Genomic DNA, 24,869 nt, shown 5'->3' with positions numbered 1-24,869 from the left:
TTGTGACGAGGGGCTGGAAGCCTGCCCCCACGCCGGGTCCCCGGGCCGGGACGGGCCGCGCGGCAGAACCGGCGACCCGTCATCTCCACTGCTTCCACGTGCGGTTCAGCCCGCGGTGACCTCGACGTCACGGCCGAGGAGCGCCGCCACGACCTTGTGCACGTGCTTGCCGTTGTCGGAGTTCGTCATCACCACACAGCCGTTGCCGGACCGCAGTTGCAGCGAGGTCAGCGCACGGAACCCGGCGGTCTGACCGCCGTGCCCGAACTCCGGGTCGGCCATCGAGCCGTCGACGACGGTGCCCAGGCCGTAGAAGCTCCCGGGGAACGCCTCCGTGAGCATGACCCCGGCGGACTTGGCGGACAGCAGGTCCGAGAAGCCCAGATGGGCCTGCCGGATCTCCACCGCCAGCTGGGCCAGATCGGAGGGCGAGGACCACAGCCCGCTGCCCGCGAGCACCGGACGTACCCGGTAGCCGTCCAGGAGCGCACTGCCGTGCTGGTCGTGACCGTCGGCGATGTCCCGGCCGACGGCGTGCGGGTCCTCGGGAGCCAGGAAGGAACTGTCCCGCATGCCCAGGGGGCCGAACACCAGCTCCGCCGCCAGCTCCTGGAACTCCTGTGCGGTCACATCCGTCAGCAGCTGCTCGATCATGGCCCACTGGCTGCCCGCCTTGCGGAACAGCGCCCCGGGCTCGTGCTCGGCCTTCACCTCGTCCAGTACGGCGGTCAGCTTCGGCATGGCCTCACCCGGCCGCCACCAGGTGCCGGCGGTCTGGGACAGGCCGGCCGTGTTCGACAGCAGGTGGCGCAGCGTCAGCGGGCTGCCGCCCGCCGCCCTCGGTGCGCGGCGGCCGGTCAGATAGCCGTCGATGTCCGCGTCCAGGTCGAGCACGCCCCGGTCGACGAGACGCAGCGCGGCGAACGCCGTGACGTGCTTGCTGATCGAACCGGCCTGGAACCGGGTCCGCAGCGTCACCGGAGCACCGGTCCCGGTCGCCCTGATCCCGTAGGCCTGAACCCCGACCAGCTGGCCGTCCTTGAGGAGCGCGACCGCGGCCCCCGGCACTCCGTGGGCCTCCATCGCCCCGGCCACGTCGGACACGGCCTGCGGTCCTCCTGCGGTAGCAACCGTCATCGGCCTGCTCGCTCCCCCATCGGTCTCATCGGTCCCATCCGCCTTGGCGCCGTCGATCGTCAGCGCGAGGTCCTCGATCGTCTCGCTGTCCAGCAGCATGCGCAGGGTGAGGTCGAGCCCGGCCTTCCGCGCGGCGGCCATCACATGGACGATGCGCATCGAGTCGGCTCCCAGGTCCAGCAGCCGGTCCCGTACGCCCACTTCGGGCACCTGGAGCACCTCGGCGCACGTCTGCACCAGCAGCCGCTCGGTCCTGGTGCGCGGCGCCACGTACTCCCGGTCTGCGACCAGTGCGGTGCGGCCGGGTGCGGGCAGTGCCTTGCGGTCGACCTTGCCGGCCGCGTTCAACGGCATCGCGTCGAGCAGGACGAACGCGGCGGGCACCATGTACGAGGGCAGCGACGCCGCCAGATGCGCGCGCAACTGCGCCTGTTCGGCGGTCCCGCCGGTGACCGCGTAGGCGACGAGCAGCTTCTCGCCGTTGCCGTCCTCGCGTGCGATCACCGTCGCGTCCTCGACCTCGGGGTGGGCCAGGAGCACTTCCTCGATCTCGCCCAGCTCGATGCGGTAGCCCCGTATCTTCACCTGGTTGTCGATCCGGCCGAGGCACTCCAGCTCACCGTCCGCCCTGAACCGCGCCAGGTCGCCCGTCCGGTACATGCGCGAACCGGGCTGACCGCCGAACGGCTCCGGGAGGAACCGCCCGGCCGTCAGCCCCGGCCGGCCGACGTACCCGCGGGCCACACCGGCGCCCGCGATGTACAGCTCCCCGACCACACCCACCGGCACGGGCTGCTGAACGGCGTCCAGCACATACGCCCGGTAGTTGTGGATCGGGCGCCCGATCGGCACGCTGCCGGCGTCCGGCGCGACCTCCCAGGCCGTGGCCCAGACGGTCGCCTCGGTCGGACCGTACTGGTTGACCAGCCGGTCCACCCGGCCGCCCAGATCACGGGCCAGCGCGGGCGGGCAGTCCTCACCGCCGGTGATGGCGGTCAGCGGGACACGGCCGAGCCCGGCGGCGATGAGGAGCTTCCACCCCGCCGGGGTCGCCTGGGCATGGGTGACCCCGGCGGACTCGATCAGCCGCAGCTGCGCGGCCGCGTCGTGCACCTCGTCGTCATCGGCGAGGACCACCCTGCCGCCCGTGATCAGCGGCAGGTAGAGCTCGGTCGTCGAGATGTCGAAGGACAGCGACGTGGGCGCCAGCCAGACGTGGTCCGGGCCCGCCCCGTACCGCTCCCGCATCGAGAACAGGACGTTCAGCAGGGAGAAGTGCGCGATCTGCACACCCTTGGGGCGTCCGGTGGAGCCGGAGGTGAACAGCGTGTACGCGAGGCGGTGCCTGCGGGACGGGTCCTTCGGGTCCCGGTCCGCCGACGCGTCAGGACGGGTGTCGGGCCGGGCCGCGATCAGGGCACGGTCACGGTCGAGATCGATGACCTCACCGTCGTAACCTCCGCCGAGGCGCTCGTACAGGCCTCCCTGCGTGACGATCAGCCGGGCTCCCGCAGCGCCGAGCATGTAGGTCAGCCGGTCCGCCGGCAGCCCGGCGTCCAGCGGCAGATGTGAGCCGCCCGCCTTCCAGATCCCCAGCAGGCAGGGCAGGGTGTCCGGCCCCCGGTTCAGCAGGACACCGACCACGGACTCGGGCCCCACCCCGGCCTCGCGCAGCTGGTGCGCGATCCGGTTGGCCCGGGCGTCGAGCTCGCGGTAGGTGAGGGTCTCGGCGCCCACCTGCACGGCGACGGCATCGGGGGTGGCCGAGACGGTCGCCTCGATCACCTCGTGCACATATCTGCTCATCCCCACTCCACCTCGGTGTCGTTCCAGTCCTCGAGCACCTGGGTCAGCTCCGCCGTGGACAGGAGCGCTGCGTCCACGTCCCCGTCGGGGTCGGCCGCCATGGCCTCCAGCACCGCGCGGTACATGCCGGCGAGCCTCTCCGCGTTCGCCCGGTTCAGACCGGTGCTGACGGCCCGCAGGACCAGCCGCCCCGGCACGTTGGCGATCGACAGGGTGAACTCGTTGGAGCTGTCACCCGCCCCGCCCTGTACATCGACCGTCCCGGTGTCCACCTGATGGAAGTCCTGGTAGCGGTACATGATGTCGAACAGCCTTCGCCCACCGGCCAGGCGTTGCACCGCGGGAAGCGGATGGCGCCGGTGGTTGTACACCTCGGCCTCGCGGTCGAAGACCTGCCGGACCAGTTCGCTCCAGGTCCTTGCCGTGCGGTCGTGGGCGAACGGCAGCGTGTTGAGGTACATGCCGTAGACCCGCTCCGCCCCGGGAACCTCCGGGCGGGCGCTGTACAGCACCCCCGTGTGGAAGGCCGGCTCGTTGGTCACCGTGCTGAGCACCTTCAGGTGCGTGGCCAGCAGGACCGCCTTGAACGACGTGCCGCTGGACGTGGCCAGTGCGCGCAGGGCGGGCTCGATGTCGCGGAACTCCACCGACAGCTTGAAGTCCTCCCGCGGGGCGCCGTTGCCGTCGCCCCAGTCCGCGGGAAGTACACACATGGAGTGCCGGTCGACGATCCCCTGCCAGTAGTTCCGGTCCTCCTCCGACTTCAGGGACTCCTGTTCCGCGGCGATGAAGTCGGCGTAGCGCACGGCCGTCGGCTCCGGCTGTTCCGGCTCCTCACCCGCCGCGTACGCGTGGTAGACGTCGAGCACCTCCATCAGCAGCGACTGCTGGCTCCACCCCTCGGTGATGGCGTGGCAGTGCGTGAAGCCCAGGTGCCAGGCCTCGTCCGACTCGACGAGCGCGGCGATACGGAGCAGCGGAGGCCGCCCGAGCTCGAACAGCTCGGCACGTTCAGCCGCGATGTGTGCCCGGCGGGCGTCGGCGAACTGCTCGGCGTCCAGACCCCGCAGATCCTGCACGGTCACCGGAATGACGGCGCTCGCACGGACCAGCTGGAGGGGGATGTCGAACTCCTCGAGGGAGAACGACGTACGCAGCATCTCGTGGCGTTCCACGATCGTCTGCCCGGCCCGGCGCAGGGCGTCGGCGTCGAACGGACGGCCGTCCTTGATCCGGAACGTGGACGTGTTGTGGTACTTGTTCAGCCCGTCGTCGGCGAGCATCTCGACCAGCATGCCGAGCTGCACCTTGGAGATCGGGTACGCGTCGACCAGGCCGGCCGGGAGCGTCGCGCGGATCTCGTCCGACACCTGGGCGAACGGTGCGACCGCCACGTCCTCCTGACCGGGCTCCGTCCCGGCGAGCGCGGTGGCGAGTCCGGCGACCGTACGGTGCTGGAAGACGTCCCGTACCCCGGCTTCGAAACCCTCGGCGCGCAGGGCACCGACCAGGGCGATGGCCTTGATCGAGTGACCGCCCAGATCGAAGAAGTTGTCCTCCACCCCGACCCTCTCCAGCCCCAGAACACGGCGCCAGACAGCGGCGATGCGTTCCTCGGTGGGGTTACGGGGGGCGAGGTAGGTGTCCTCGGCAGACCCGTCGGGGTCGGGGAGGGCGCGTCGGTCGATCTTGCCGTTGGCGGTCAGCGGGAGAGCGTCGAGGCCGACGAAGACGGACGGGACCATGTACTCCGGCAGCGAAGCCCTGAGCCCTTCCGCCAGGTCTTCGGTGCTGCCGACGACGTAAGCGATGAGGCGCTGGTCCTCGGAGACCACGACGGTGGCGTCGGTGACCTGCGGATGAGCGACCAACGCGGCACGGATCTCACCCAGCTCGATGCGATACCCCCGCACCTTCACCTGGTCATCGATACGGCCCAGGAACTCAACCGCACCATCACTGCGCCAACGCACCAGGTCACCAGTGCGGTAGAGACGCGCACCCGCCGGCCCGAACGGGTCAGGCACGAACCGCTCAGCGGTGGCGCCTGGGCGGTAGGCGTAACCACGCGCCACACCCGTACCACCGACGAACAGCTCACCCACCGCACCCACCGGCACCGGCTGCAGACCCGCATCCAACACCCGCATGACCATGTTCGGCAGCGGACGCCCGATCGGCACCACACCCTCGAACGCCTCGACCAGCGGGAACACACACGTACCCACGGTCGCCTCGGTCGGACCGTACTCGTTGAGTACGCGGCCCTCGCCGAGCAGCACCCGCCAGCGCTCCACCAGACCACCGGGCAACGCCTCACCCGCAACCACCACACGAGACGTCAGGGACTGGATCTGCTCGTCCGACAACTGCCCGGACAGCACTTCCAGATGGCCGGGAGTCAGCTTCATGAAGGAGAACGGGCCCGCCGCCGCCAGGCTCTCACCCAGCTCCGTCAGCTCACCGTCCCACAACCACGCACGCTGACCCGCAGCAAGCGGAGCCCACACATTCGGCACCACCAGGTCGAACGCCACCGACGAGAACACCGGCGCACCACCCGAACCCGACGCCACCAACTCCCGCACCGCCCAGTCCACATGATTCACCAGACTGCGATGCGAAACCTGCACACCCTTCGGCCGCCCCGTCGAACCCGACGTGAACACCGTGTACGCCACCGAATCCAGATCAACAACCACATCCGGAGCCGACTCCGGGAACGACGACACACCGTCCTCATCGACCCGCACCGTCTCCACACCCGGGAAACGATCCGCATACATACCCGAGGTCAACGCCACACCCACCCTGGCGTCCTCGACCATCCCCGCGATACGACCCGCCGGCAGCACCGGGTCCATCGGAACGAACCCACCACCCGCACGCCACACCGCCAACAACGACACCACCAGATCGACCGAACGATCCAGCAACACCGCAACCGTCGACTCCGGACCCACACCCACCGCACGAAGACGATGCGCCAACCGATTCGCCCGCACATCCAACTCGGCGAACGACAACGACCCGTCACCGGCCTCCACAGCCACCGCACCCGGCGCCGCAGCAACCCAGTGGCCTATCAGCTCGGGCACCGAGATCTCCGGGACCACCACCGCCGAGTCGTTCCACCCGGTCAGCACCAGATCGCGCTCACCACCGGGCAGGAACACCTGACGGGCATCACCCTCCACATCCGCGGCCATCGACTCCAGAACCGACCGGTACATCGCCGCGATCCGCTGTGCGCCGGCGCCGCCGAGCACCTGGGGGTTGACCGTGAGAAGCAGACCGCTGCCCCGGGCGGCGACGGCGAGACCGAACTCCGTGGCACCTTCGCCGTCCCCGGAGTCGGTGTCGACGACGTCCGTCTCCGCCTGGGCGTCCGCCAGGTCGAGATAGCTGAAGCGCACGTCGAGGAGTCGCGTGCCGTCACTCAACTCGCGCTGCATCACCGGCATCGGGAAGCGCCGGTGCGGCCAGAGCGTGCCTTCCTGGTCGAAGACCTGGCGGATCAGCTCCCGCCAGGTCCGTGCGCCGCGCTCGTAGGCGAACGGCACGGTGTTGAGGTACATGCCGTAGACCCGCTCGGCGCCCACGACCTCGGGCCGGCCGCTGGAGACCAGGCCGGTGCAGAAGGAGTCCTCGGCGGTCAGCTGGCTCATCACCTTCAGGTGCGCCGCGTGCAGCACAGCCTTGAGTGACGTCCCGGTGCCGCTCGCGGCGGCTCGGAGCGCCGGGGTGAGGTCGCCGAGCGGTACGTGCACGGTGTTCGCACGGTGTCCCGGCTCGGGGTCGCCCCACCCGGAGGGCAGCTCGAACTTGGCGTGCGAGCCGAGTACGTCCCGCCAGTAGTTCCTGTCCTCGTCCGAGGCCAGCGACGCCAGCTCGGCGGCCACGAAGTCCGCGTACCGCACGGCGGGGACCGCAACCTCGGGCAGGGTCTCGCCGCCGCGCACCCGCAGGTAGCCCTCGACGATGTCGCTGAGCAGGGTGCGGTGGCTCCAGCCCTCCGTGATCGGGTGGCAGACGCTGACCGACAGCCACCAGGCCTCGTCGGACTCGACGAGTGCGGAGATGCGGAGCAGCGGGGCGCGGGACAGGTCGAACGTCTCGGCCCTCTCGGCGGTGATGTGCGCCCGGCGTGCTGCTGCCTGCTGCTCGGCGTCGAGTTCTCGCAGATCCTGCACGGTCACCGGGATGACGGTGCTCGCGTGGATGAGCTGGAGCGGAACGGCGAAGCCTTCGAGGTCGAAGGACGCGCGGAGCATCTCGTGGCGTTCCACCACGGCCTGCCCGGAGCGGCGCAGGGCCTCGACGTCGAACGGACGGCCGTCCTTGATCCGGAACGCGGTCGTGTTGTGGTACTTGTTCAGGCCCTCGTCGGCCAGCATCTCGACCAGCATGCCGAGCTGCACCTGCGCCAGCGGGAAGGCGTCCACGAGGCCCTCGGGCAGCTTCGCCCTGTCCTCGTCCCCGATCAGCGCGAACGGTGCGACGACGGCGGACTCGGTGACAGGTTCCGTTCCCGTGAGCGCGGTGGCGAGTCCGGCGACCGTACGGTGCTGGAAGACGTCCCGTACCCCGGCTTCGAAGCCCTCGGCGCGCAGGGCACCGACCAGGGCGATGGCCTTGATCGAGTGACCGCCCAGATCGAAGAAGTTGTCCTCGACGCCGACCCTTTCCAGCCCCAGAACGGCGCTCCACACCGCGGCGATGCGTTCCTCGGTGGGGTTACGGGGTGCCACGTAGGTGTCCTCGGCCGATCCTTCGGGATCGGGGAGCGCACGCCGGTCGATCTTGCCGTTGGCCGTCAGCGGCAGGGCGTCGAGGCCGACGAACACCGAGGGGACCATGTACTCCGGCAGCGAGCCGGCCAACCAGGCCGCCAGGTCTTCGGTGCTGCCGACGACGTAGGCGATGAGCCGCTGGTCCTCGGAGACCACGACGGTGGCGTCGGTGACCTGCGGATGAGCGACCAACGCGGCACGGATCTCACCCAGCTCGATGCGATAGCCGCGCACCTTCACCTGGTCATCGATACGGCCCAGGAACTCGACCGCACCATCACTGCGCCAACGGACCAGGTCACCGGTCCGGTAGAGACGCGCACCGGCCGGCCCGAAGGGGTCGGGCACGAACCGCTCTGCGGTGGCGCCTGGGCGGTATGCGTAGCCGCGTGCCACACCCGTACCACCGACGAACAGCTCACCCACCGCACCCACCGGCACCGGCTGCAGACCCGCGTCCAACACCCGCATGACCATGTTCGGCAGCGGACGCCCGATCGGCACCACACCCTCGAACGCCTCGACCAGCGGGAACACACACGTACCCACGGTCGCCTCAGTCGGACCGTACTCGTTGAGTACGCGGCCCTCGCCGAGCAGCACCCGCCAGCGCTCCACCAGACCACCCGGCAGCGCCTCACCCGCAACCACCACACGAGACGTCAAACCCTGGATCTGCTCGTCAGACAACTGCCCGGACAACACTTCCAGATGGCCGGGGGTCAGCTTCATGAAGGAGAACGGGCCGGCTTCCGCCAGGCTCTCACCCAGCTCCGTCAGCTCACCGTCCCACAACCACGCACGCTGACCCGCAGCCAGCGGAGCCCACACATTCGGCACCACCAGGTCGAACGCCACCGACGAGAACACCGGCGCACCACCCGAACCCGACGCCACCAACTCCCGCACCGCCCAGTCCACATGATTCACCAGACTGCGATGCGAAACCTGCACACCCTTCGGCCGCCCCGTCGAACCCGACGTGAACACCGTGTACGCCACCGAATCCAGATCAACAACCACATCCGGAGCCGACTCCGGGAACGACGACACACCGTCCTCGTCGACCCGCACCACGGCCACATCGAACCGGTCCGCGTACGCATCCGACGTCACAGCGACCGTCACCCGCGCATCGGCGACCATCCCCGCGATACGACCTGCCGGCAGCACCGGGTCCATCGGAACGAACCCACCACCCGCACGCCACACCGCCAGCAACGACACCACCAGATCAACCGAACGATCCAGCAACACCGCAACCGTCGACTCCGGACCCACACCCACCGCACGCAAACGATGCGCCAACCGATTCGCCCGCACATCCAACTCAGCGAACGACAACCGCTGACCACCGGCCTCCACAGCCACCGCACCCGGCGACTCGACCACCCGACGCGCCACCAGCTCCGGTACCGACACCTCCGGCACCACCACCGCCGAGTCGTTCCACCCGGTCAGCACCTGCTCGCGCTCACCACCGGGCAGGAACACCTGACGGGCGTCACCCTCCACGTCCGCGGCCATCGACTCCAGCACCGACCGGTACATCGCGGCGAGGCGGTCCGTGCCCTCCCTGCCGATGAGGTGCCGGTTCGCGGTGATCACCATGAATCCGGCGCGGGTGGAGACACCCAGCGGGAACTCGGTGGGACTGTCGTCGAGCGTGGCCGGGTAGTCGACGAGGTCCTGGTCGACCTGCCGGAAGTTCTGGTAGCTGAAGCGGACGTTGACGAGCCGGTCGCTCGTGCTGAGCTCCCGCTGCATCACGCCGAGCGGGTACCGGCGGTGCGGCCACACCTCGATCTCCTGGTCGAAGACCTGGCGCACCAGATCCCGCCAGGTTGCGGCGCCACGGGTGAAGGCGAAGGGCAGCGGGTTCAGGTAGACCCCGTACACCCGCTCGGCGCCCACGGCCTCCGGCCTGGCGTTGGTCACGAGGGCGGTGAAGAAGGACTCCTCCGGCGTGAGCTGGCTCATCACCTTGAGGTGCGCCGCGTGCAGGACGCTCTTGATCGGTACCTTCGCCTTGCTGGCCAGGGTCCGCAGTCCGGCGTCCAGGTCGTGGTATGGCACCCAGGCACGGTGCAGTCCGCGCGGTGTCTCCTCCGGGTCGTCGCCCCAGCCTGCGGGCAGTTCGAAGGAGGCGTTGTTCTCGAGGACCGTCCGCCAGTAGTCGCGGTCGTCGTCCCCGGCCAGGGAGACCAGCTCGGCGGCGACGAAGTCCGCGTACCGCACGGCGGCGGGTGCGGGTTCCTCGACCGGCGACCCGTCGCGCAGCGCGCGGTAGGTCGTGGCCAGTTCCATCAGCAGGGAGTGGTGGCTCCAGCCCTCCAGTACCGCGTGGCACTCGGTCAGGGTCAGCCACCAGGAGCCGTCGTCGCAGGCGTGTCCGGTGAAGCGGATGAGTGGGGCGCGGGTCAGGTCGAAGAGCTGGGTGCGCTCCTCGGCCATGAAAGCCCGCAGCGACGCCTCGACGGCGGCGCCGTCGAGCCCCCGCAGGTCCCGTGCGTCGACCGGCGAGGTGACGTCGGACGGGGCGTGGACGAGCTGGAGCGGTACGGAGTAGCCCTCGATCGCGAACGAGGAGCGCAGGATCTCGTGCCGGGCCAGCACCGTGTCCACGGCCTGCTGGAGGAGCTCGCGGTCGAAGAGCTGATCGTCGAGGATCCGGAAGCAGGTCGAGTTGTGGTAGTGGTTGCGGCCGTCGTCGGCGAGCATCTCGACGACCATGCCGAGCTGCACCTGCGCCAGCGGGTAGGCGTCGACGAGTCCGGCCGGCAGCCGGTCGAGGTCCTCCTGCGCGAGCAGGGCGAAGGGCTCGACGGCCGGTTCGGCCTTGGCGGGGGCGGGGCGTCCGGTGATGAACGCGACGAGTTCGGCGGGGGTGCGGTGCTCGAACACATCGCGGACCGTGACGTCGTACTCGCCGTCGCGGAGTGCGCCGACGAGGGCGACGGCGCGCAGCGAGTCGCCGCCCAGGTCGAAGAAGTTGTCCTCGACGCCGACCTGTTCGACCCCGAGCACCTCGCGCCAGACCGAGACCATCTCCTCCTCGGCCGCGGTGCGCGGCGCGACGTGGGCGGCCTCGACACCGAGTGCGCTGCGGTCGGGGGCGGGCAGTGCGGCCTGGTCCAGCTTGCCGTTGACGGTCAGCGGGATCTTCCCGACGACGAGGAAGGCCGTCGGGATCATGTAGTCGGGGAGTGATCCGGCCAGCAGGGTCCGCAGTTCGCTGGGTGCGGCCACGGCATCGCTGGTGGGTACGACGTACGCCACGAGCCTGCGGTCGCCGGGGGTGTCCTCCCGGGCGACGACGACGGCGTCCCGTACCCGCGGGTGGGTGGTCAACGCGGCCTTGATCTCGCCCAGTTCGATGCGGTGACCGCGGATCTTCACCTGGTGGTCGATGCGGCCCAGGTAGTCGAGGCTGCCGTCGGGCCGCCTGCTCGCCAGGTCACCGCTGCGGTAGAGCCGGGAGCCGGGCTTTCCGTACGGGTCGGGTACGAAGCGTTCGGCGGTCAGGGCCGGCCGGTTGAGGTACATGCGGGCGACGCCGGGGCCGCCGACGTGGATCTCGCCGGGCACTCCGACGGGCACCTGCTCGCCGTGCGGGCCGAAGAGGTGGACCTGCAGGTCGCGCAGCGGCACCCCGATCGCGTTCCCGGTGTCGGACTCCAGGTCGGACTCGGTGAGCAGGTGGTACGTCGTGTGGACGCAGGTCTCGGTGATGCCGTACAGGTTGGCAAGCGCGGTCTGTTCCAGGCTGCGGCGGGCGACCCAGGGCTTGAGGCCCGGGATGTCCAGCCGCTCCCCGCCGAACGAGACGACGCGCAACGAGAGTTCGTCGAGGAGCCGGTGTCCGTCGGCGGCGAGGGAGACCAGGCTGCGGAAGGCGGACGGGGTCTGGTTGAGGACCGTGACCCGCTGCTCGGTGAGGAGGCGCAGGAAGTCCTCGGGGGCGCGGGCCACGTCCGGCGGTACGACCACGAGGCGGCCGCCGTAGGCGAGGGCGCCCCAGATCTCCCAGACCGACATGTCGAAGGCGTAGGAGTGGAAGAGCGTCCATACGTCGTACTCGTCGAAGCCGAAGTGCTCCTCGGTCACGGTGAGCAGGCGCAGCACGTTCGTGTGGCTGAGGCCGACGCCCTTGGGGCGGCCGGTGGAGCCGGACGTGTAGATGGTGTAGATCAGGTCCTCGGGCACCACTCCGGACTCGGGGTTGCTGTCCGGGGCCGCGGCCAGGGCGGCGGTCTCCGCCTCGCCGTCCAGCACCACGAGCAGGCCGTCGACGACGCCGGTCAGGTGCGCGGCGTGCGCACCGGAGGTGACGACGATCCGGGCTCCCGCGTCCTTGAGCGTGTAGCCGATGCGGTCGGCCGGGTGCTCCGGGTCCAGGGGCAGGTAGCCGGCCCCCGTCTTGAGCACGGCGAGAAGGGTCGGCACCAGGTCGAGGTTGCGGTCCAGGCTGACGCCGACGAGTCCACCGGGGCGGGCGCCGTGGGCCCGCAGGTGGTGGGCGAGCCGGTTGGCCCGTGCGTTGAGTTCGGCGTAGCTGAGCTGCTGGTTGCCGAAGACGAGGGCGATCGCGTCGGGGGTGGCCGCGGCCCGGTCCTCGACGAGCTCGTGGATGCAGCGGTCGGGCGCCTCGAAGTGCTCGGGCTCGGGCAGCAGGACGGCCAGATCGGACTCGTCCAGCATGTCGAGGCGGGAGAGCCGCAGGTCCGGGTCGGCGGCTGCCGATTCGACCAGACGCACGAAGTGCCGGGCCATGCGCTCGGCGGTGGCCCGGTCGTAGAGGGCGGTGCTGTACTCCAGCGCGCCCCGGACGCTTCCGTCCGCGGACTCGCTCAGCTGGAGGGTGAGGTCGAAGCGCGAGACGCGCGAGGTCGCGTGCAGGGTCTCCGTCTCGACACCGGGCAGCCGGAAGTCGCGGGTGCGCTCCCGGTGCATGGTGAAGGCCACCTGGCACAGGGGGGTGCGGGACATGTCCCGCACCGGCACGAGTTCGTCCGCGATCCGCGCGAACGGGAACTCCTGGTTGTCGAAGGCGTCCAGCACGGTCTCGCGGGCGCCGACGAGCAGCTCCCGGAACGTCGGGTCGCCCTGCCACTGTCCGCGCAGGACGAGGGTGTTGATGCCGTAGCCGATGAGCTGTTCCAGTTCGGGGCGGCTCCGGCCCGACACCACGGTGCCGACCGCGATGTCGTCGCGACCGGTGTACCGGGAGAGCAGCGCCTGGTAGCCGGCGAGCAGGGTCTGGAACGGGGTGGCGCCGTGTGCGGAGCCGAGCGTGCGCAGCTTCTCCGCCAGCGGGGCCGGGATCTCGACGGGCACCGCGTCGCCGTCGTAGCTGCGGGAGGCGGGACGGCGCCGGTCGGTGGGCACCTCGAGCGGGGTGCTGCCGGCCAGCCGGCCGCGCCAGTAGTCGAGCTGCTTGGTCAGGCCGTCACCGGCGAGGCGGGTGTGCTGCCAGGCCGCGTAGTCGGCGTACTGGACGGCCATCGGCGCCAGCGGCGACGGCTTGCCCTCACTGAACGCCCCGTACACCTCGGAGAGTTCGGACATGAACAGGCCGACGGACCACTCGTCGCAGGCGACGTGGTGGAAGACCACGACCAGCAGGTGGTGGTCGTCGGCGATCCGGATGAGCCGGGCCCGCAGCGGCGAGCCGTTCTCCAGGTCGAAGGGGCGGCCGGGCTCGGCCTCGGCCAGTGCCAGGGCGCGCTGTTCCCGCTCGGCGATGTCCGCCGTGCCCGTGAGGTCGTCGACCGGAAGGCCGAACGGGGCGGGAGGGTCGATCAGCTGGACCGGCTCGGCACCTTCGAGGCGGTACCGGGTGCGCAGGATCTGGTGCCGCGCCACCAGTTCCTCGAAGCTGCGGCGCAGCACCGAGGTGTCGAGCGGCCCGTGCAGCCGCAGGGCGACCGGGACGCTGTACTCCCAGCTGTCCGGGTCGAGCCTGCTCAGGAACCACATCTGCTGCTGACCGTGGGAGAGCGCCAGCGGGCCGCTCCGCTCGACCGGCACCACTGCGGCACGCCGGCCGCTGCGGCCTCCGGCGAGTCGGGCGCGCACCAGTTCCTCGCGCCTCTCCTCGGCCTGTCCGCCCGTGCGAACTTCGCCAGTACTCATGCTGAGCGCCCCTCCCGACCTTCGTTCCGTACGTCTCACTGGGTTTCCTGCGTGGTGCTGCCGCCGGTCCTGCCGGCGGTTCCTGCTCAGGCGCCGGACGTCTCCATGCGGCGGCGCAGGCTCGCGGGCCGCATGTCCGTCCAGACCTCTTCGATCCGGTCGAGGCAGACCTGCCGGGCACCCTCGGTGCCCTCGGTGTGCCAGCCGGCCGGCAGCTCCCGGTCCGCGTCCCAGATCGAGTACTGCTCCTCGTCGTTCAGGACGACCCGGTAGACGCGGTTGTCGGTCTGCTCGTCAGCCATGTCGGTTTCCCTTCGGTGGTCGGATTCGCACTCAGCTTCGGACGCCCGCCTATATCGGCCCTCTACTGAACACATCCGTACACACGCGGCCACAACGCAGCACGCGGCCCGGTCCCGTCGGGGGAGGCGGGACCGGACCGCGTGGGTCTCGGGGTGCTGCGGGTGGGGGCGCCCAGGTGCCGGGAGGCTGTCGGGCACCCCTTGGGGGGTGTGGCCGGGCTACTCGCGCGAGCCGAGGAACTGGACGGTTCGCGCCCGCAGTGCCGCGCCGACGGGCAGCACCGTGCCGATCACGGCGAGGAGCGTGGAGACGAGGGCGACGGCGATGACGATCGTGTACGGCACGACGATCGGTGTCGTACCGAACAGCTGGAGCAGGGCACCCCACAGGCCGGTCAGGTTGACCGCGGTGGCCGCGAGTGCCAGGGCCACCCCGATGGCGGAGACCAGCAGGGACTCGGCGACGAAGAACTTGACGACCTGCTTGGGCGTGGCTCCTGCCATCCGCAGCACCGCCAGGTCGCGGCGCCGGTCGGCCGTCGCCATGAGGAGTGTGTTGAGGATCGCGATGAAGCAGAAGATCATGATGATCACCGCGGTGGAACGCTGCCGCACCTCCGTGAGGTGGCGTGCGTACGCGCTCTCGGAAGCGACCAGTTGGTCCCTCGTCATGAACTCGGCTCCGCCGCCGGCCACCGCCTTGCGGATCTGTGCGGTGACCGCGGCGTGATCGGCACCGGTGTCCAGGGTGATGTAGGCACGCCGAGCGAGTCCGTCCCGGGCGTAGACGGCCGACGGGGCGAACCGCTGCGGCAGGTACGCCACGTCCTCGCCCCGCAGCGCCTTGTACGTCGCCGCGACCCGCAGTTCGACGCGCTCGCCGTCGGGCATCTCCACGGCGAGCCGGGAGCCGACGTCCATGCCCCACAGGTCGGCCACGGCCGTGCTGTTCTCGTCGAGATCGTCGAGGGACCCGTCGATGACCTTCAGGTCCATCGTCTTCTTCAGCGCGACGGGATCGACGACGAGGCCGTCGTTCTCCTCGTACCGGTTCTCGTCCTTGGTGTAGACGGTGGTGAGGATCGGGGCCGCGATGTGCACACCGTCGATCGCCGCGACGCGCTCGATCACCTGCGGGCTGATGCCCGGGGTTCCGTCGGGTGCGAGCGCGTACTGCGAACTGACCCGGTTCTGCAGGCCGTTGTCACGTGCGGCGCCGAGCGAGTCGGTGGCCGCGAGCAGCGAGAAGGCCAGCCCGACGGTGAGCAGGACGGGGGCCGCGGTGGCGGCGGTACGCCGCCGCGAGGTCAGCGCGCTCTCGCGCACCAGCATCGCGGTGGGCCCCGAAGCGCCCCGGAAGGGCAGCATCAGCAGCTTGGTGAGCGGTCCGACGACCAGCGGCGCGAGCACCGCCGCGGCCAGGACCGGCACCATCAGCGACACGACGTAGACCGTGGGCGAGAGCACACTCGTCGGGGAGGCGACGGCGATCCACGCCGTCCACCCGACACCGCCCACGAGGGCGATGACACCGAGCAGCGCCCTGCCGGGCGTCACCCCCGTGTCATCGACGGAGGCCTCGCGCAGCGCCTCGATGGGACGGATGCTGCCGGCCCGGCGTGCCGCGGCTGCCGCACCGCCGACCGCCACCAGGAGGCCGACCAGGAAGGCGGCGGCGAGCGGTGCCAGAACGGTCCAGTGCAGCGAGGGCTCCACCGTGAACCACTCGGGCGAGATGTCCATCGCGATGAGCATGTCGGCGAGGAGCTGCGCGCCGAACAGCCCGAGGACCGTGCCCACCGCGGAGGCGACGACGCCGACGAGCAGCGCCTCGTTGCGGACCATCTTGCGCACCTGCTTGGGGGTGGCGCCGACGGTACGCAGCAGGGCGACCTCACGGCGGCGCTGGACCACCGCGAAGGCGAAGGTGGACGCCACCACGAAGATCGCGGTGGTGCCCGCCACGCTGGCCATCACCGGCACGAGCGTGATGGTGTTGTCGAGCGTCTCGCGGTCGGCTGCCTCGCTGGCGTCCGCCTTGTGCCGGTCCTGTCCGGTGAGCACCGCGGCACTGTCGCCGACGGCGGCCCGCACGTCCGCGACCGGGCCGAGCGCCACCAGGGACTCGATGCGCGGGGAGAGCCGGGCGGCCTCCGCGTCGGTGAAGAAGACGGCGTCCTCCCAGCCGACCGGGGAGACCGTGCCGCTGACCGTGTACCGCTCGACGCCGGCGGCGGTCAGGACCGTCACCTTGTCGCCGGTGCGAGCCTGGTCCGACGGGACCACGACTTCCTTGGCGCCGGACGGCTCCTTGCCGTCGGACAGGTCGTAGCCGCCGAACCGCGCCACCGGCCAGGGGTGGCCCACCTGATCGGCGGGGCCGCCCTCGATCTGGGCGTAGAAGGCACGGTCGACCACGGTCTCGCCGGTGGCGGCGACCTTCTCGCTCAGCTCGGCCGAGATCCCCTGGGCGGCCGCGAGCGACCGGATCCCGAGGTCGTGATGGGCCGGGTCCCAGTCCGGGTCGGACGCCTGCACCACGGCGGGCGCCTCGGCGAACCGTTCCACCGGCCGGTCCGGCAGGTCGAGCATGGTCATGATGAGTACGCCCATGGCCGCGACCTGCGCGACCCCGAGCACCAGCGCCACGACGGTGCCGAGGAACGACACCCACCGTGCCCGCAGGGTCTGGAAAGCAACCCTGATCACCGCGACACCGCCAGGTCCGTCATCCGCGCGGCGACCGCCTCGGCGGTGGGCGAGCGCAGCTCGCCGACGAGGCTCCCGTCGGCGAGGAACAGCACCCTGTCCGCGTACGCGGCCACGTTCGGGTCGTGCGTGACCATCACGATCGTCGTCGTCACCCGCTCGCCGTGACCGGGGGCGGGCACGACACCGGGATCCGGCACGGGCGCGCCGGCCAGCTGCCGCAACGTGTCCAGCAGTTCGCGTCCGGTGGTGAGGTCGAGCGCGCCGGTGGGTTCGTCGGCGAAGAGCACGGCCGGCCGGGCCACGAGGGCACGGGCGATGGCGACACGCTGCTGCTGGCCGCCGGACAGCTGGCTCGGCCGGCTGCCCGCCTTCTTCTCCAGTCCCACCTGGGCGAGGGCCTGCTGCACGGTCCGGCGCTTGGGCTTGCGCCCGGCCAGCCGCATCGGCAGCGCCACGTTCTGCTCGGCGGTGAGCGAGGGCAGCAGGTTGAAGGCCTGGAAGATGAACCCCGTCGTCTCGCGGCGGAGTTCGGTGAGCTGGGTCTCGTTCAGCCCGACGATGTCCTTGCCGTCGATGAACACCCGCCCCGATGTGGGCTTGTCGAGTCCCGCGGCACACTGCAGGAGGGTCGACTTGCCGGAGCCCGACGGGCCCATGATGGCGGTGAAGCTCCCGCGGGGAAAGGACAGACCGATCTCGCGCAGCGCCGTCACCGCGCTGTCCCCGGATCCATAGGTCTTGGTCAGCGACTCGAGCCGCACTGCGTCATCCATCGATTCTCCGCAATTCCAGGGTGGTGAGGGGATCGGCCGTCGACCCGTCCGCGATGGCAACCGGCTCGGGCTGTGGGGGCGGTGCGCTGTCCTGCCGGTCCTCGAGCGCCGCACCCGGCCTGGTGAAGACCGCGGTGGCGACCAGGGCGAGCACCACCATCACTCCCGACACGACCATGAGCGTGTGCCGGGTGCCGACTGCCTCCAGCAGGTACCCGGTTCCGAGCGCGCCGAGTGAACTCGCCCCCGACACAAGGAGCATGACGACACTGCCGACCCGCCCCTGCATGTTGTTGGGGGTGATGCGCACCTGGTAGGACATGCCGGAGACAGTAACAGCGGCTCCTATATGAGACGTTATGAAGAAGAGCACACCGAGTGCCACGGGTTGTCTGAAAAATACCGCTGCGGGCATGACCAGCGCCCAGGTCACATGCGCCAGGATCATGATCTGGCGCATCGCCAGCCGCTTGTTCAGCCAGCCGCCGACCAAGGCCCCGAACAGCCCTCCCATACCGCCGGACGCCATGATCAGCCCGATGGTGCCCGCGGCGCCGCCGTCCTCCCTGACCACGACCGCCACGGTGAGGATGAGCCCCTGGAAGACCAGATTGCTTCCCGCGATGATCAACAGCGCCGTTCGGAAAAAGGCGCGATCCCATACCCACCGCAGTCCGACCGCGATGTCGGCCCGCATGTTGCGGCGCTTGTTGCCCGGCCTGGGAGGCGGCTCCTTCTCCCCCCGCAGCCGCACGAGCGTGATCAGCGAGAGCAGGTACAGCCCGACGCTCGACATGAACGGCATCCACGCCGAGAGACCGAACATGGCACCGCTCACCGGATGTCCGACGAAGTTGACGCCCCGTGAACGTGCCTCGTTCGTCGCCATCGCCGCCCCCAGCTGCCTGGGCGGCACCACACCGCGGACCATGGCCCGCTCGGACAGTTGGTAGAAGACCGTCATGCTGCTCTGGATGAACGCCACCGTCGCGATGTGCCAGACCCAGACGGTGTCCCCCAGCAGCGACACAGCCACCGTGGCGACCGCGACCATGCGCACGATGACGCACGTCATCATGACCCGCCGGCGGTTCAGCCGGTCCACCATGACACCGGCCGGCAGCTGGACCAGCAGCGCCGGCAACAGCCCCGCGAAGCCCACGAGTCCGGCCGCGCTCTCCGACCCGGTGTCCCACAGCACGAGCAGCGTGAACGCCATGCCCGAGCAGCGCTCCGCCATGACGGACATGGCGGAGCCGGTCCACAGCAGCCGGAAGTCGCGGTAGCTGCGGAGCGTCGGAAGCGCGTGCTTGCTTCTTCGCCGTACTCGATACCCCCCCTCGTCACTCATGGCCGATCGGCCCAGCACCATTCCAGGACAGCCATCGCGCTGTGCAGCTTGTGCGTGGCCTGGGTGAAGGCGATGCTCGCCGGCCCGTCCAGCACCTCGGCGGTGACCTCCTGGCCGCGGTGGGCGGGGAGGTCGTGCAGGAAGACCGCGTCCGGGCTCTCCTCCCACAGCTCACGGGTGACCTGGAACGGTGCGAAGACCTCCCGCCAGTCGGCGGTCGGCTTGCTGGTCCCGGTGGTCTGCCAGCGCGTGGTGTAGACGGCGTCGAGACCCGAGGGCAGGGCATCCATGTCGTGCTGCTCGGACACCTTCGATCCGCTGCGCGCCGCCTGTTCGGTGGCGGTGGCGAGAATCTCCGGCGCCAGCCCGTAGCCGGGCGGTGTCCGAAGCTCGAGCTCCGTCCCGGGGAACCGGGTCAGGGCGAGGGCCAGGGCCGCGGCGCTGTTGTTGCCCTCGCCGACGTACAGGACCCGCAGGCCCTCGACGCGGCCGAAGTGGTGCTGCAGCGTGGTGAGGTCGGTGAGCCCCTGGGTGGGGTGCTCCTCCGCGCTCATCGCGTTGATGACGGACATCTGCCCGCCGGCCGCCCAGGTCCGCAGCTCCTCGGTGGCGTCCGCGGTACGGGCCACCAGCAGGTCGAGCATGCCGGAGAGCACCCGGCCGGTGTCCTCGGTGGTCTCCCCCGTGTTCAGCTGCAGGTCGTCGGGGCCGAAGGTCACCGCCTTCGCCCCGAGCCGCAGGGCACCGCTGGTGAACGCGGTACGGGTACGGGTGGACGTCCGCCGGAAGTAGATGCCGACGATCGCGTCCTCCAGGGACTTCGCCCGGGCCCCGGCGGCGAATTCCGCCCCCCGCTCGACCAGGCCCCGCAGGTCGTCGTCGGTGAGGTCGCTGATGGAGATGAGGTGGCGCATGAGCACGTCCTTCGTCTCGACGGAATCAGTGGGACTCGGTGAGTACGGCGTCGATCTCGGCCCGGATCCGGTCCTCGATCTCCACCGCGAGCTGCGCGATCGTCGGGCTCTCGAAGGCGACGCGCATCGGCAGGTCCAGGTCGAACTCGTTCTGCAGGCGCGAGACCAGCCGGACGGCGAGGATGGAGTGGCCGCCCAGGTCGAAGAAGCTGTCCTGGGTGCTCGCTTCCTTGCCCAGCAGGTCGCGCCAGATGGCCGCGACACGTTCCTCGGTGGGCGTACCGGGAGCGATGAAAGCGTCCGCGGCCGTGGCCTCGGGGTCGGGGAGGGCGCGTCGGTCGATCTTGCCGTTGGCGGTCAGCGGGAGAGCGTCGAGCCCGACGAACACGGACGGGACCATGTACTCCGGCAGCGAAGCCCCGAGCCCTTCCGCAAGACCGTCGGTGCTACCGACGACGTAAGCGATGAGGCGCTGGTCCTCGGACACCACGACGGTGGCGTCGGTGACCTGCGGATGAGCGACCAACGCGGCACGGATCTCACCCAGCTCGATGCGATACCCCCGCACCTTCACCTGGTCATCGATACGGCCCAGGAACTCAACCGCACCATCACTGCGCCAACGCACCAGGTCACCAGTGCGGTAGAGACGCGCACCCGCCGGCCCGAAGGGGTCGGGCACGAACCGCTCAGCCGTTGCTGCGGGACGGAACGCGTAGCCGCGTGCCACACCCGTACCACCGACGAAGAGTTCACCCACCGCACCGACCGGCACCGGCTGCAGACCCGCGTCCAACACCCGCATGGTCATGTTCGGCAGCGGACGCCCGATCGGCACCACACCCTCGAACGCCTCGACCAGCGGGAACACACACGTACCCACGGTCGCCTCGGTCGGACCGTACTCGTTGAGCACACGGCCCTCGCCGAGCAGCACCCGCCAGCGCTCCACCAGACCACCGGGCAACGCCTCACCCGCAACCACCACACGAGAGGTCAGGGACTGGATCTGCTCGTCAGACAACTGCCCGGACAGCACTTCCAGATGGCCGGGAGTCAGCTTCATGAAGGAGAACGGGCCCGCCGCCGCCAGGCTCTCACCCAGCTCCGTCAGCTCACCGTCCCACAACCACGCACGCTGACCCGCAGCAAGCGGAGCCCACACATTCGGCACCACCAGGTCGAACGCCACCGACGAGAACACCGGCGCACCACCCGAACCCGACGCCACCAACTCCCGCACCGCCCAGTCCACATGATTCACCAGACTGCGATGCGAAACCTGCACACCCTTCGGCCGCCCCGTCGAACCCGACGTGAACACCGTGTACGCCACCGAATCCAGATCCAGCACACCCGAAGGCACCGACGCCGGGAACGACGACACATCACCATCGGCCAGCACCGTCTCCACACCCGGGAAACGATCCGCATACCGGGCCGACGTCAACGCCACACCCACCCTGGCGTCCTCGACCATGCCCGCGATACGACCCGCCGGCAGCACCGGGTCCATCGGAACGAACCCACCACCCGCACGCCACACCGCCAACAACGACACCACCAGATCAACCGAACGATCCAGCAGCACCGCAACCGTCGACTCCGGACCCACACCCACCGCACGCAAACGATGCGCCAACCGATTCGCCCGCACATCCAACTCGGCGAACGACAACGACCCGTCACCAGCCTCCACAGCCACCGCACCCGGCGCCGCAGCAACCCAGTGGCCTATCAGCTCGGGCACCGAGATCTCCGGCACCACCACCGCCGAGTCGTTCCAGACCCGCAGGAGCCGGTGCTCGTGCACCGAGGTGATGTCGATGGCCGACAGTGCCGCCTCGGGCGCCGCCACCACGCCCTCGACGAGCCTCACGAAGTGGTCGGCCATGCGCTCCACGGTGGGCCGGTCGAACAGCGAGGTCGCGTACTCCAGCGCACCGTTCAGCGAGCCGTCGGCCTGGCGCCACACGAACATCGTCAGGTCGGTCTTGGCCACCCGCCAGGCGCCCTGGAAGGCATCCATCAGCACCCCGTCGGCGGCCACCGACGTGGCGCCCTCGTCCTGCAGGTCGAAGGCGACCTGGTAGAGCGGGGTGCGGGACAGGTCGCGGACCGGCTGCAGTTCGTCCACCAGCCGTTCGAACGGCAGCTCCTGGTGCGCGAAGCCGGCCATGGCCGTGTCCTTCGTACGTCCCAGCAGCTCGCCGAAGGTCGGGTCGCCGGTCAGGTCGCAGCGCATGACGAGCGAGTTGAGGAAGAAGCCGACCGTGCCCTGGGTCTCGGGCCTCAGCCGTCCGGTGACCGGGCTCCCGACGCCGAAGTCGTCCTGTCCGCTGTGCCGTGAGAGCAGTGCCGCGAAGACGGCCAGCAGGGTCGCGTACTGGGTCGCGCCGTGCTTCCGCCCGATACCGCTGAGAGCGTCGGCGAGACCGGCCGGCACCGAGAAGCGCACGCCCTCGCCCCGCCCGTCGCGCCGGGCCGGGCGCAGCCGGTCCGTGTGGAGCTGCAGTTCGGGCATGCCGCGCAGCGCGCTCTTCCAGTAGTCGAGTTCGCGGTCGAGGACCGTGTCGTCGGACCGGGCGGCCTGCCAGGCCGCGTAGTCCGCGTACTGCACCGGGAGGTCGGCGAGTTCCGGTGTCCGGCCCTCCGAGGCGGCGGCGCACAGCTCGCGGATCTCCCGGTCCATCAGCACCGTCGACCAGCCGTCGCTGGCGATGTGGTGGGTCGTGACCAGCAGCACGGGGCCGCCGACGGGAACCCGTACGAGCAGAGCCCGCCACAGCGGCCCGTCGCTCAGGTCGAAGCCCCGGGCGAACTGCTCCCCGAACAGCCTCTCGATCTCCGCCTCGCTCGCGTCCACCACGCGCAGTTCGACCGGCTGGGGGCCGGCCACCACCTGGCGGGGCTCCTCGCCCTCGAGGACGTACCGGGTGCGCAGGGACTCGTGCCGGGTCTCCAGCGTGTCCAGTGCGGACTGCACCGTTTCGGCGGCCGTCCCGGCGGGGAGCCGGAGGAACAGCGGCGCCACCCATTCCGCGCTGCCCGGGTGCATGCGGTCCAGGAACCACAGCCGGTGCTGTCCGAAGGAGAGCGGCAGCGGGGTGTCGCGTCCCACCGGTACCACCTCGGGTACGGCGGGCCGCGCCTCCTCCAGGAGCTTGGCCTGGGCCTCGACCGTGGAGGCCGCGAAGAGCCCGCGCAGCTGGATGCTGTCTCCGGAGGCCCTGCCCAGGGCGTCGGCCAGCCGGGTCAGGACCAGGGAGGAGCCGCCGAGGGAGAAGAAGTCGTCGTGCACACCGACCCGTTCCACCTGGAGCAGCTGCTCCCACACCTCGGCGACGAGGCGTTCGGCGACGGTGCGGGGCGCGGTGTACTGCGGCCCCTCCCCCGCGGTCCGCGTGCCGGGCTGCTCGGGGTCGGGCAGGGCCTTGCGGTCGATCTTGCCGTTGCCGGTCAGCGGGAAGGCGTCCACGGGCACGAACAGGGCGGGGACCATCGGCTCGGGGAGCCGCTTGCGCAGGAAGCTGCGCAGTTCGTCCCGGGGTATGCGGCGTGCGGTCACCAGGTGGGCGACGAGTCGCTTTCCGCCGCCGACGGTGTACGCGCCGACCACGGCGCCCCGGATGTCGGGGTGCGCGTTGAGCGCGGCCTCCACCTCGGCGGGCTCGATGCGGACGCCGTTCACCTTGACCTGGTGGTCCACGCGGCCGAGGTAGGCGAGTGCGCCGTCGGAGCGCCAGCGGGCGAGGTCGCCGGTGCGGTACATGCGGCTGCCTGCCGGGCCGTGCGGGTCCGGCACGAACCTCTCCGCGGTCTGCGCCGCGTTGCCGACGTAGCCGCGTGCCACGCCGATGCCCCCGGCGTACAGCTCGCCGACGACACCGATCGGGACCGGGTCGAGCTCCTCGTCGAGCACGTACACGCGCATGTTGTCGACCGGCCGGCCGATCGGCACGGCCTCGGTGTGCAGCTCCGGGTCGAACTCCTGGCCCGTGACGTCGATGGAGCACTCCGTGGGGCCGTAGGTGTTCCACACCTTGGCACCGGTGGGTTCGCCGAGCCTGCGGCACAGTTCGGCGTCGAGCGCCTCACCCGCGGACAGGACGAGCCGCAGCCCGGTGCACTCGGACCAGGCGGGCTCCTCGGCGAGCAGGCGCAGCACGGAGGGCACGCCCTGCAGGACGGTGATGTGCCGGTCGGCCACCGTCCGGACGAGGAGCGCGGGGTCCGATTCGGCGCCCTCGGGGGCCATCACCACGGTGCCGCCCGCGACCAGCGGCGCGAAGAGCTCCAGGGCCGCGGCGTCGAACGTGAGGACGGTCTTCTGCAACACCCGGTCGTCCGGGCCGAGTTCCTGGCGGGCGACCGACCACGACACACGGTTGGCGATCCCGCCGTGCTCGACGAGCACGCCCTTGGGGCGGCCCGTCGAGCCCGAGGTGTACGTGATGTAGGCGGCGTGCTGCGGGCCCGTTTCCACCGGTTCGGCGTCGGCCTCGCCGCCGGCCGCGTCCAGGAGCACGACACCGTCGGGTACGACACCGTCCAGAGCCCCGGCCGACTCGCCGACGGTCAGGACCGTCCGCGCGCCGCTGTCCGCGACCATCCAGGCGATGCGCTCGGCCGGGTGGCCGGCGTCCAGCGGCACGTAGGCCGCGCCGGCCTTCCAGACGCCCAGGAGAGCCGCGACGAGCTCACGCCCGCGCGGCAGGCAGACGGCCACCCTCGACTCGGGGAGGACACCGCGCCCGCGCAGCAGCCGCGCGATTCCGTTCGCGCGGCGGTCCAGCTGCGCGTACGTCATCGACCCTTGTGCGTCGTCGACCGCGATGGCGTGGGGGGTACGGACGGTCTGCTGGGCGATCAGTTCGTGCAGCGGGACAGACATCTCTTCTCCAGAGGTGTTGATCAGTTGCAGCGTTCAGTGGCGGTGACCCGGG

The 24,869-nt window shown here is 70.5% G+C and carries 8 protein-coding genes; all 8 read right to left on the bottom strand.

Annotated elements, in window-relative coordinates:
* Positions 1-105: 105 nt before the first annotated feature.
* The gene (locus ACFQ6X_RS25955; protein ID WP_383184791.1) at positions 106-2,943 is read right to left on the bottom strand and encodes an amino acid adenylation domain-containing protein; all 2,838 of its coding nucleotides are present in this window, start codon (positions 2,941-2,943) and stop codon (positions 106-108) included.
* A complete protein-coding gene (locus ACFQ6X_RS25950) occupies positions 2,940-13,871 on the bottom strand; it encodes an amino acid adenylation domain-containing protein (RefSeq protein WP_383184790.1) in 10,932 nt (3,643 codons plus the stop codon). The genes ACFQ6X_RS25955 and ACFQ6X_RS25950 overlap by 4 nt, the downstream gene beginning before the upstream one ends.
* A gap of 86 nt (positions 13,872-13,957) precedes the next feature.
* The gene (locus ACFQ6X_RS25945; RefSeq protein ID WP_274553081.1) at positions 13,958-14,173 is read right to left on the bottom strand and encodes an MbtH family NRPS accessory protein; all 216 of its coding nucleotides are present in this window, start codon (positions 14,171-14,173) and stop codon (positions 13,958-13,960) included.
* 219 nt (positions 14,174-14,392) lie between these two features.
* A complete protein-coding gene (locus ACFQ6X_RS25940; protein ID WP_383184789.1) occupies positions 14,393-16,882 on the bottom strand; it encodes an ABC transporter permease in 2,490 nt (829 codons plus the stop codon).
* Positions 16,879-17,658, bottom strand: a complete 780-nt coding sequence (locus ACFQ6X_RS25935; RefSeq protein ID WP_329209914.1) for an ABC transporter ATP-binding protein — start codon at positions 17,656-17,658, stop codon at positions 16,879-16,881. The genes ACFQ6X_RS25940 and ACFQ6X_RS25935 overlap by 4 nt, the downstream gene beginning before the upstream one ends.
* The gene (locus tag ACFQ6X_RS25930; RefSeq protein ID WP_383184788.1) at positions 17,651-19,009 is read right to left on the bottom strand and encodes an MFS transporter; all 1,359 of its coding nucleotides are present in this window, start codon (positions 19,007-19,009) and stop codon (positions 17,651-17,653) included. The genes ACFQ6X_RS25935 and ACFQ6X_RS25930 overlap by 8 nt, the downstream gene beginning before the upstream one ends.
* Positions 19,006-19,923, bottom strand: a complete 918-nt coding sequence (locus tag ACFQ6X_RS25925) for an ornithine carbamoyltransferase (RefSeq protein ID WP_383184787.1) — start codon at positions 19,921-19,923, stop codon at positions 19,006-19,008. Before ACFQ6X_RS25925 ends, ACFQ6X_RS25930 begins: the two co-directional genes overlap by 4 nt.
* 25 nt (positions 19,924-19,948) lie before the next feature.
* Positions 19,949-24,817: an amino acid adenylation domain-containing protein gene (locus ACFQ6X_RS25920; RefSeq protein WP_383184786.1), complete on the bottom strand. Its 4,869-nt coding sequence runs from the start codon at positions 24,815-24,817 to the stop codon at positions 19,949-19,951.
* Positions 24,818-24,869: the final 52 nt, after the last annotated feature.

It is taken from the genome of Streptomyces sp. NPDC056452, from assembly GCF_042796085.1.
Classification (GTDB): Bacteria; Actinomycetota; Actinomycetes; order Streptomycetales; family Streptomycetaceae; genus Streptomyces.
Note: the sequence above shows the minus strand (reverse complement) of the source record. Positions and strands in the feature narration are given on the sequence as shown.

Bases quoted from the DNA above. Each gene is read 5' to 3' on its own strand.
- ACFQ6X_RS25955 (WP_383184791.1), bottom strand. From the start codon at position 2,943: ATGAGCAGATATGTGCACGAGGTGATCGAGGCGACCGTCTCGGCCACC.
- ACFQ6X_RS25950 (WP_383184790.1), bottom strand. From the start codon at position 13,871: ATGAGTACTGGCGAAGTTCGCACGGGCGGACAGGCCGAGGAGAGGCGC.
- ACFQ6X_RS25945 (WP_274553081.1), bottom strand. From the start codon at position 14,173: ATGGCTGACGAGCAGACCGACAACCGCGTCTACCGGGTCGTCCTGAAC.
- ACFQ6X_RS25935 (WP_329209914.1), bottom strand. From the start codon at position 17,658: ATGGATGACGCAGTGCGGCTCGAGTCGCTGACCAAGACCTATGGATCC.
- ACFQ6X_RS25930 (WP_383184788.1), bottom strand. From the start codon at position 19,009: ATGAGTGACGAGGGGGGGTATCGAGTACGGCGAAGAAGCAAGCACGCG.
- ACFQ6X_RS25925 (WP_383184787.1), bottom strand. From the start codon at position 19,923: ATGCGCCACCTCATCTCCATCAGCGACCTCACCGACGACGACCTGCGG.
- ACFQ6X_RS25920 (WP_383184786.1), bottom strand. From the start codon at position 24,817: ATGTCTGTCCCGCTGCACGAACTGATCGCCCAGCAGACCGTCCGTACC.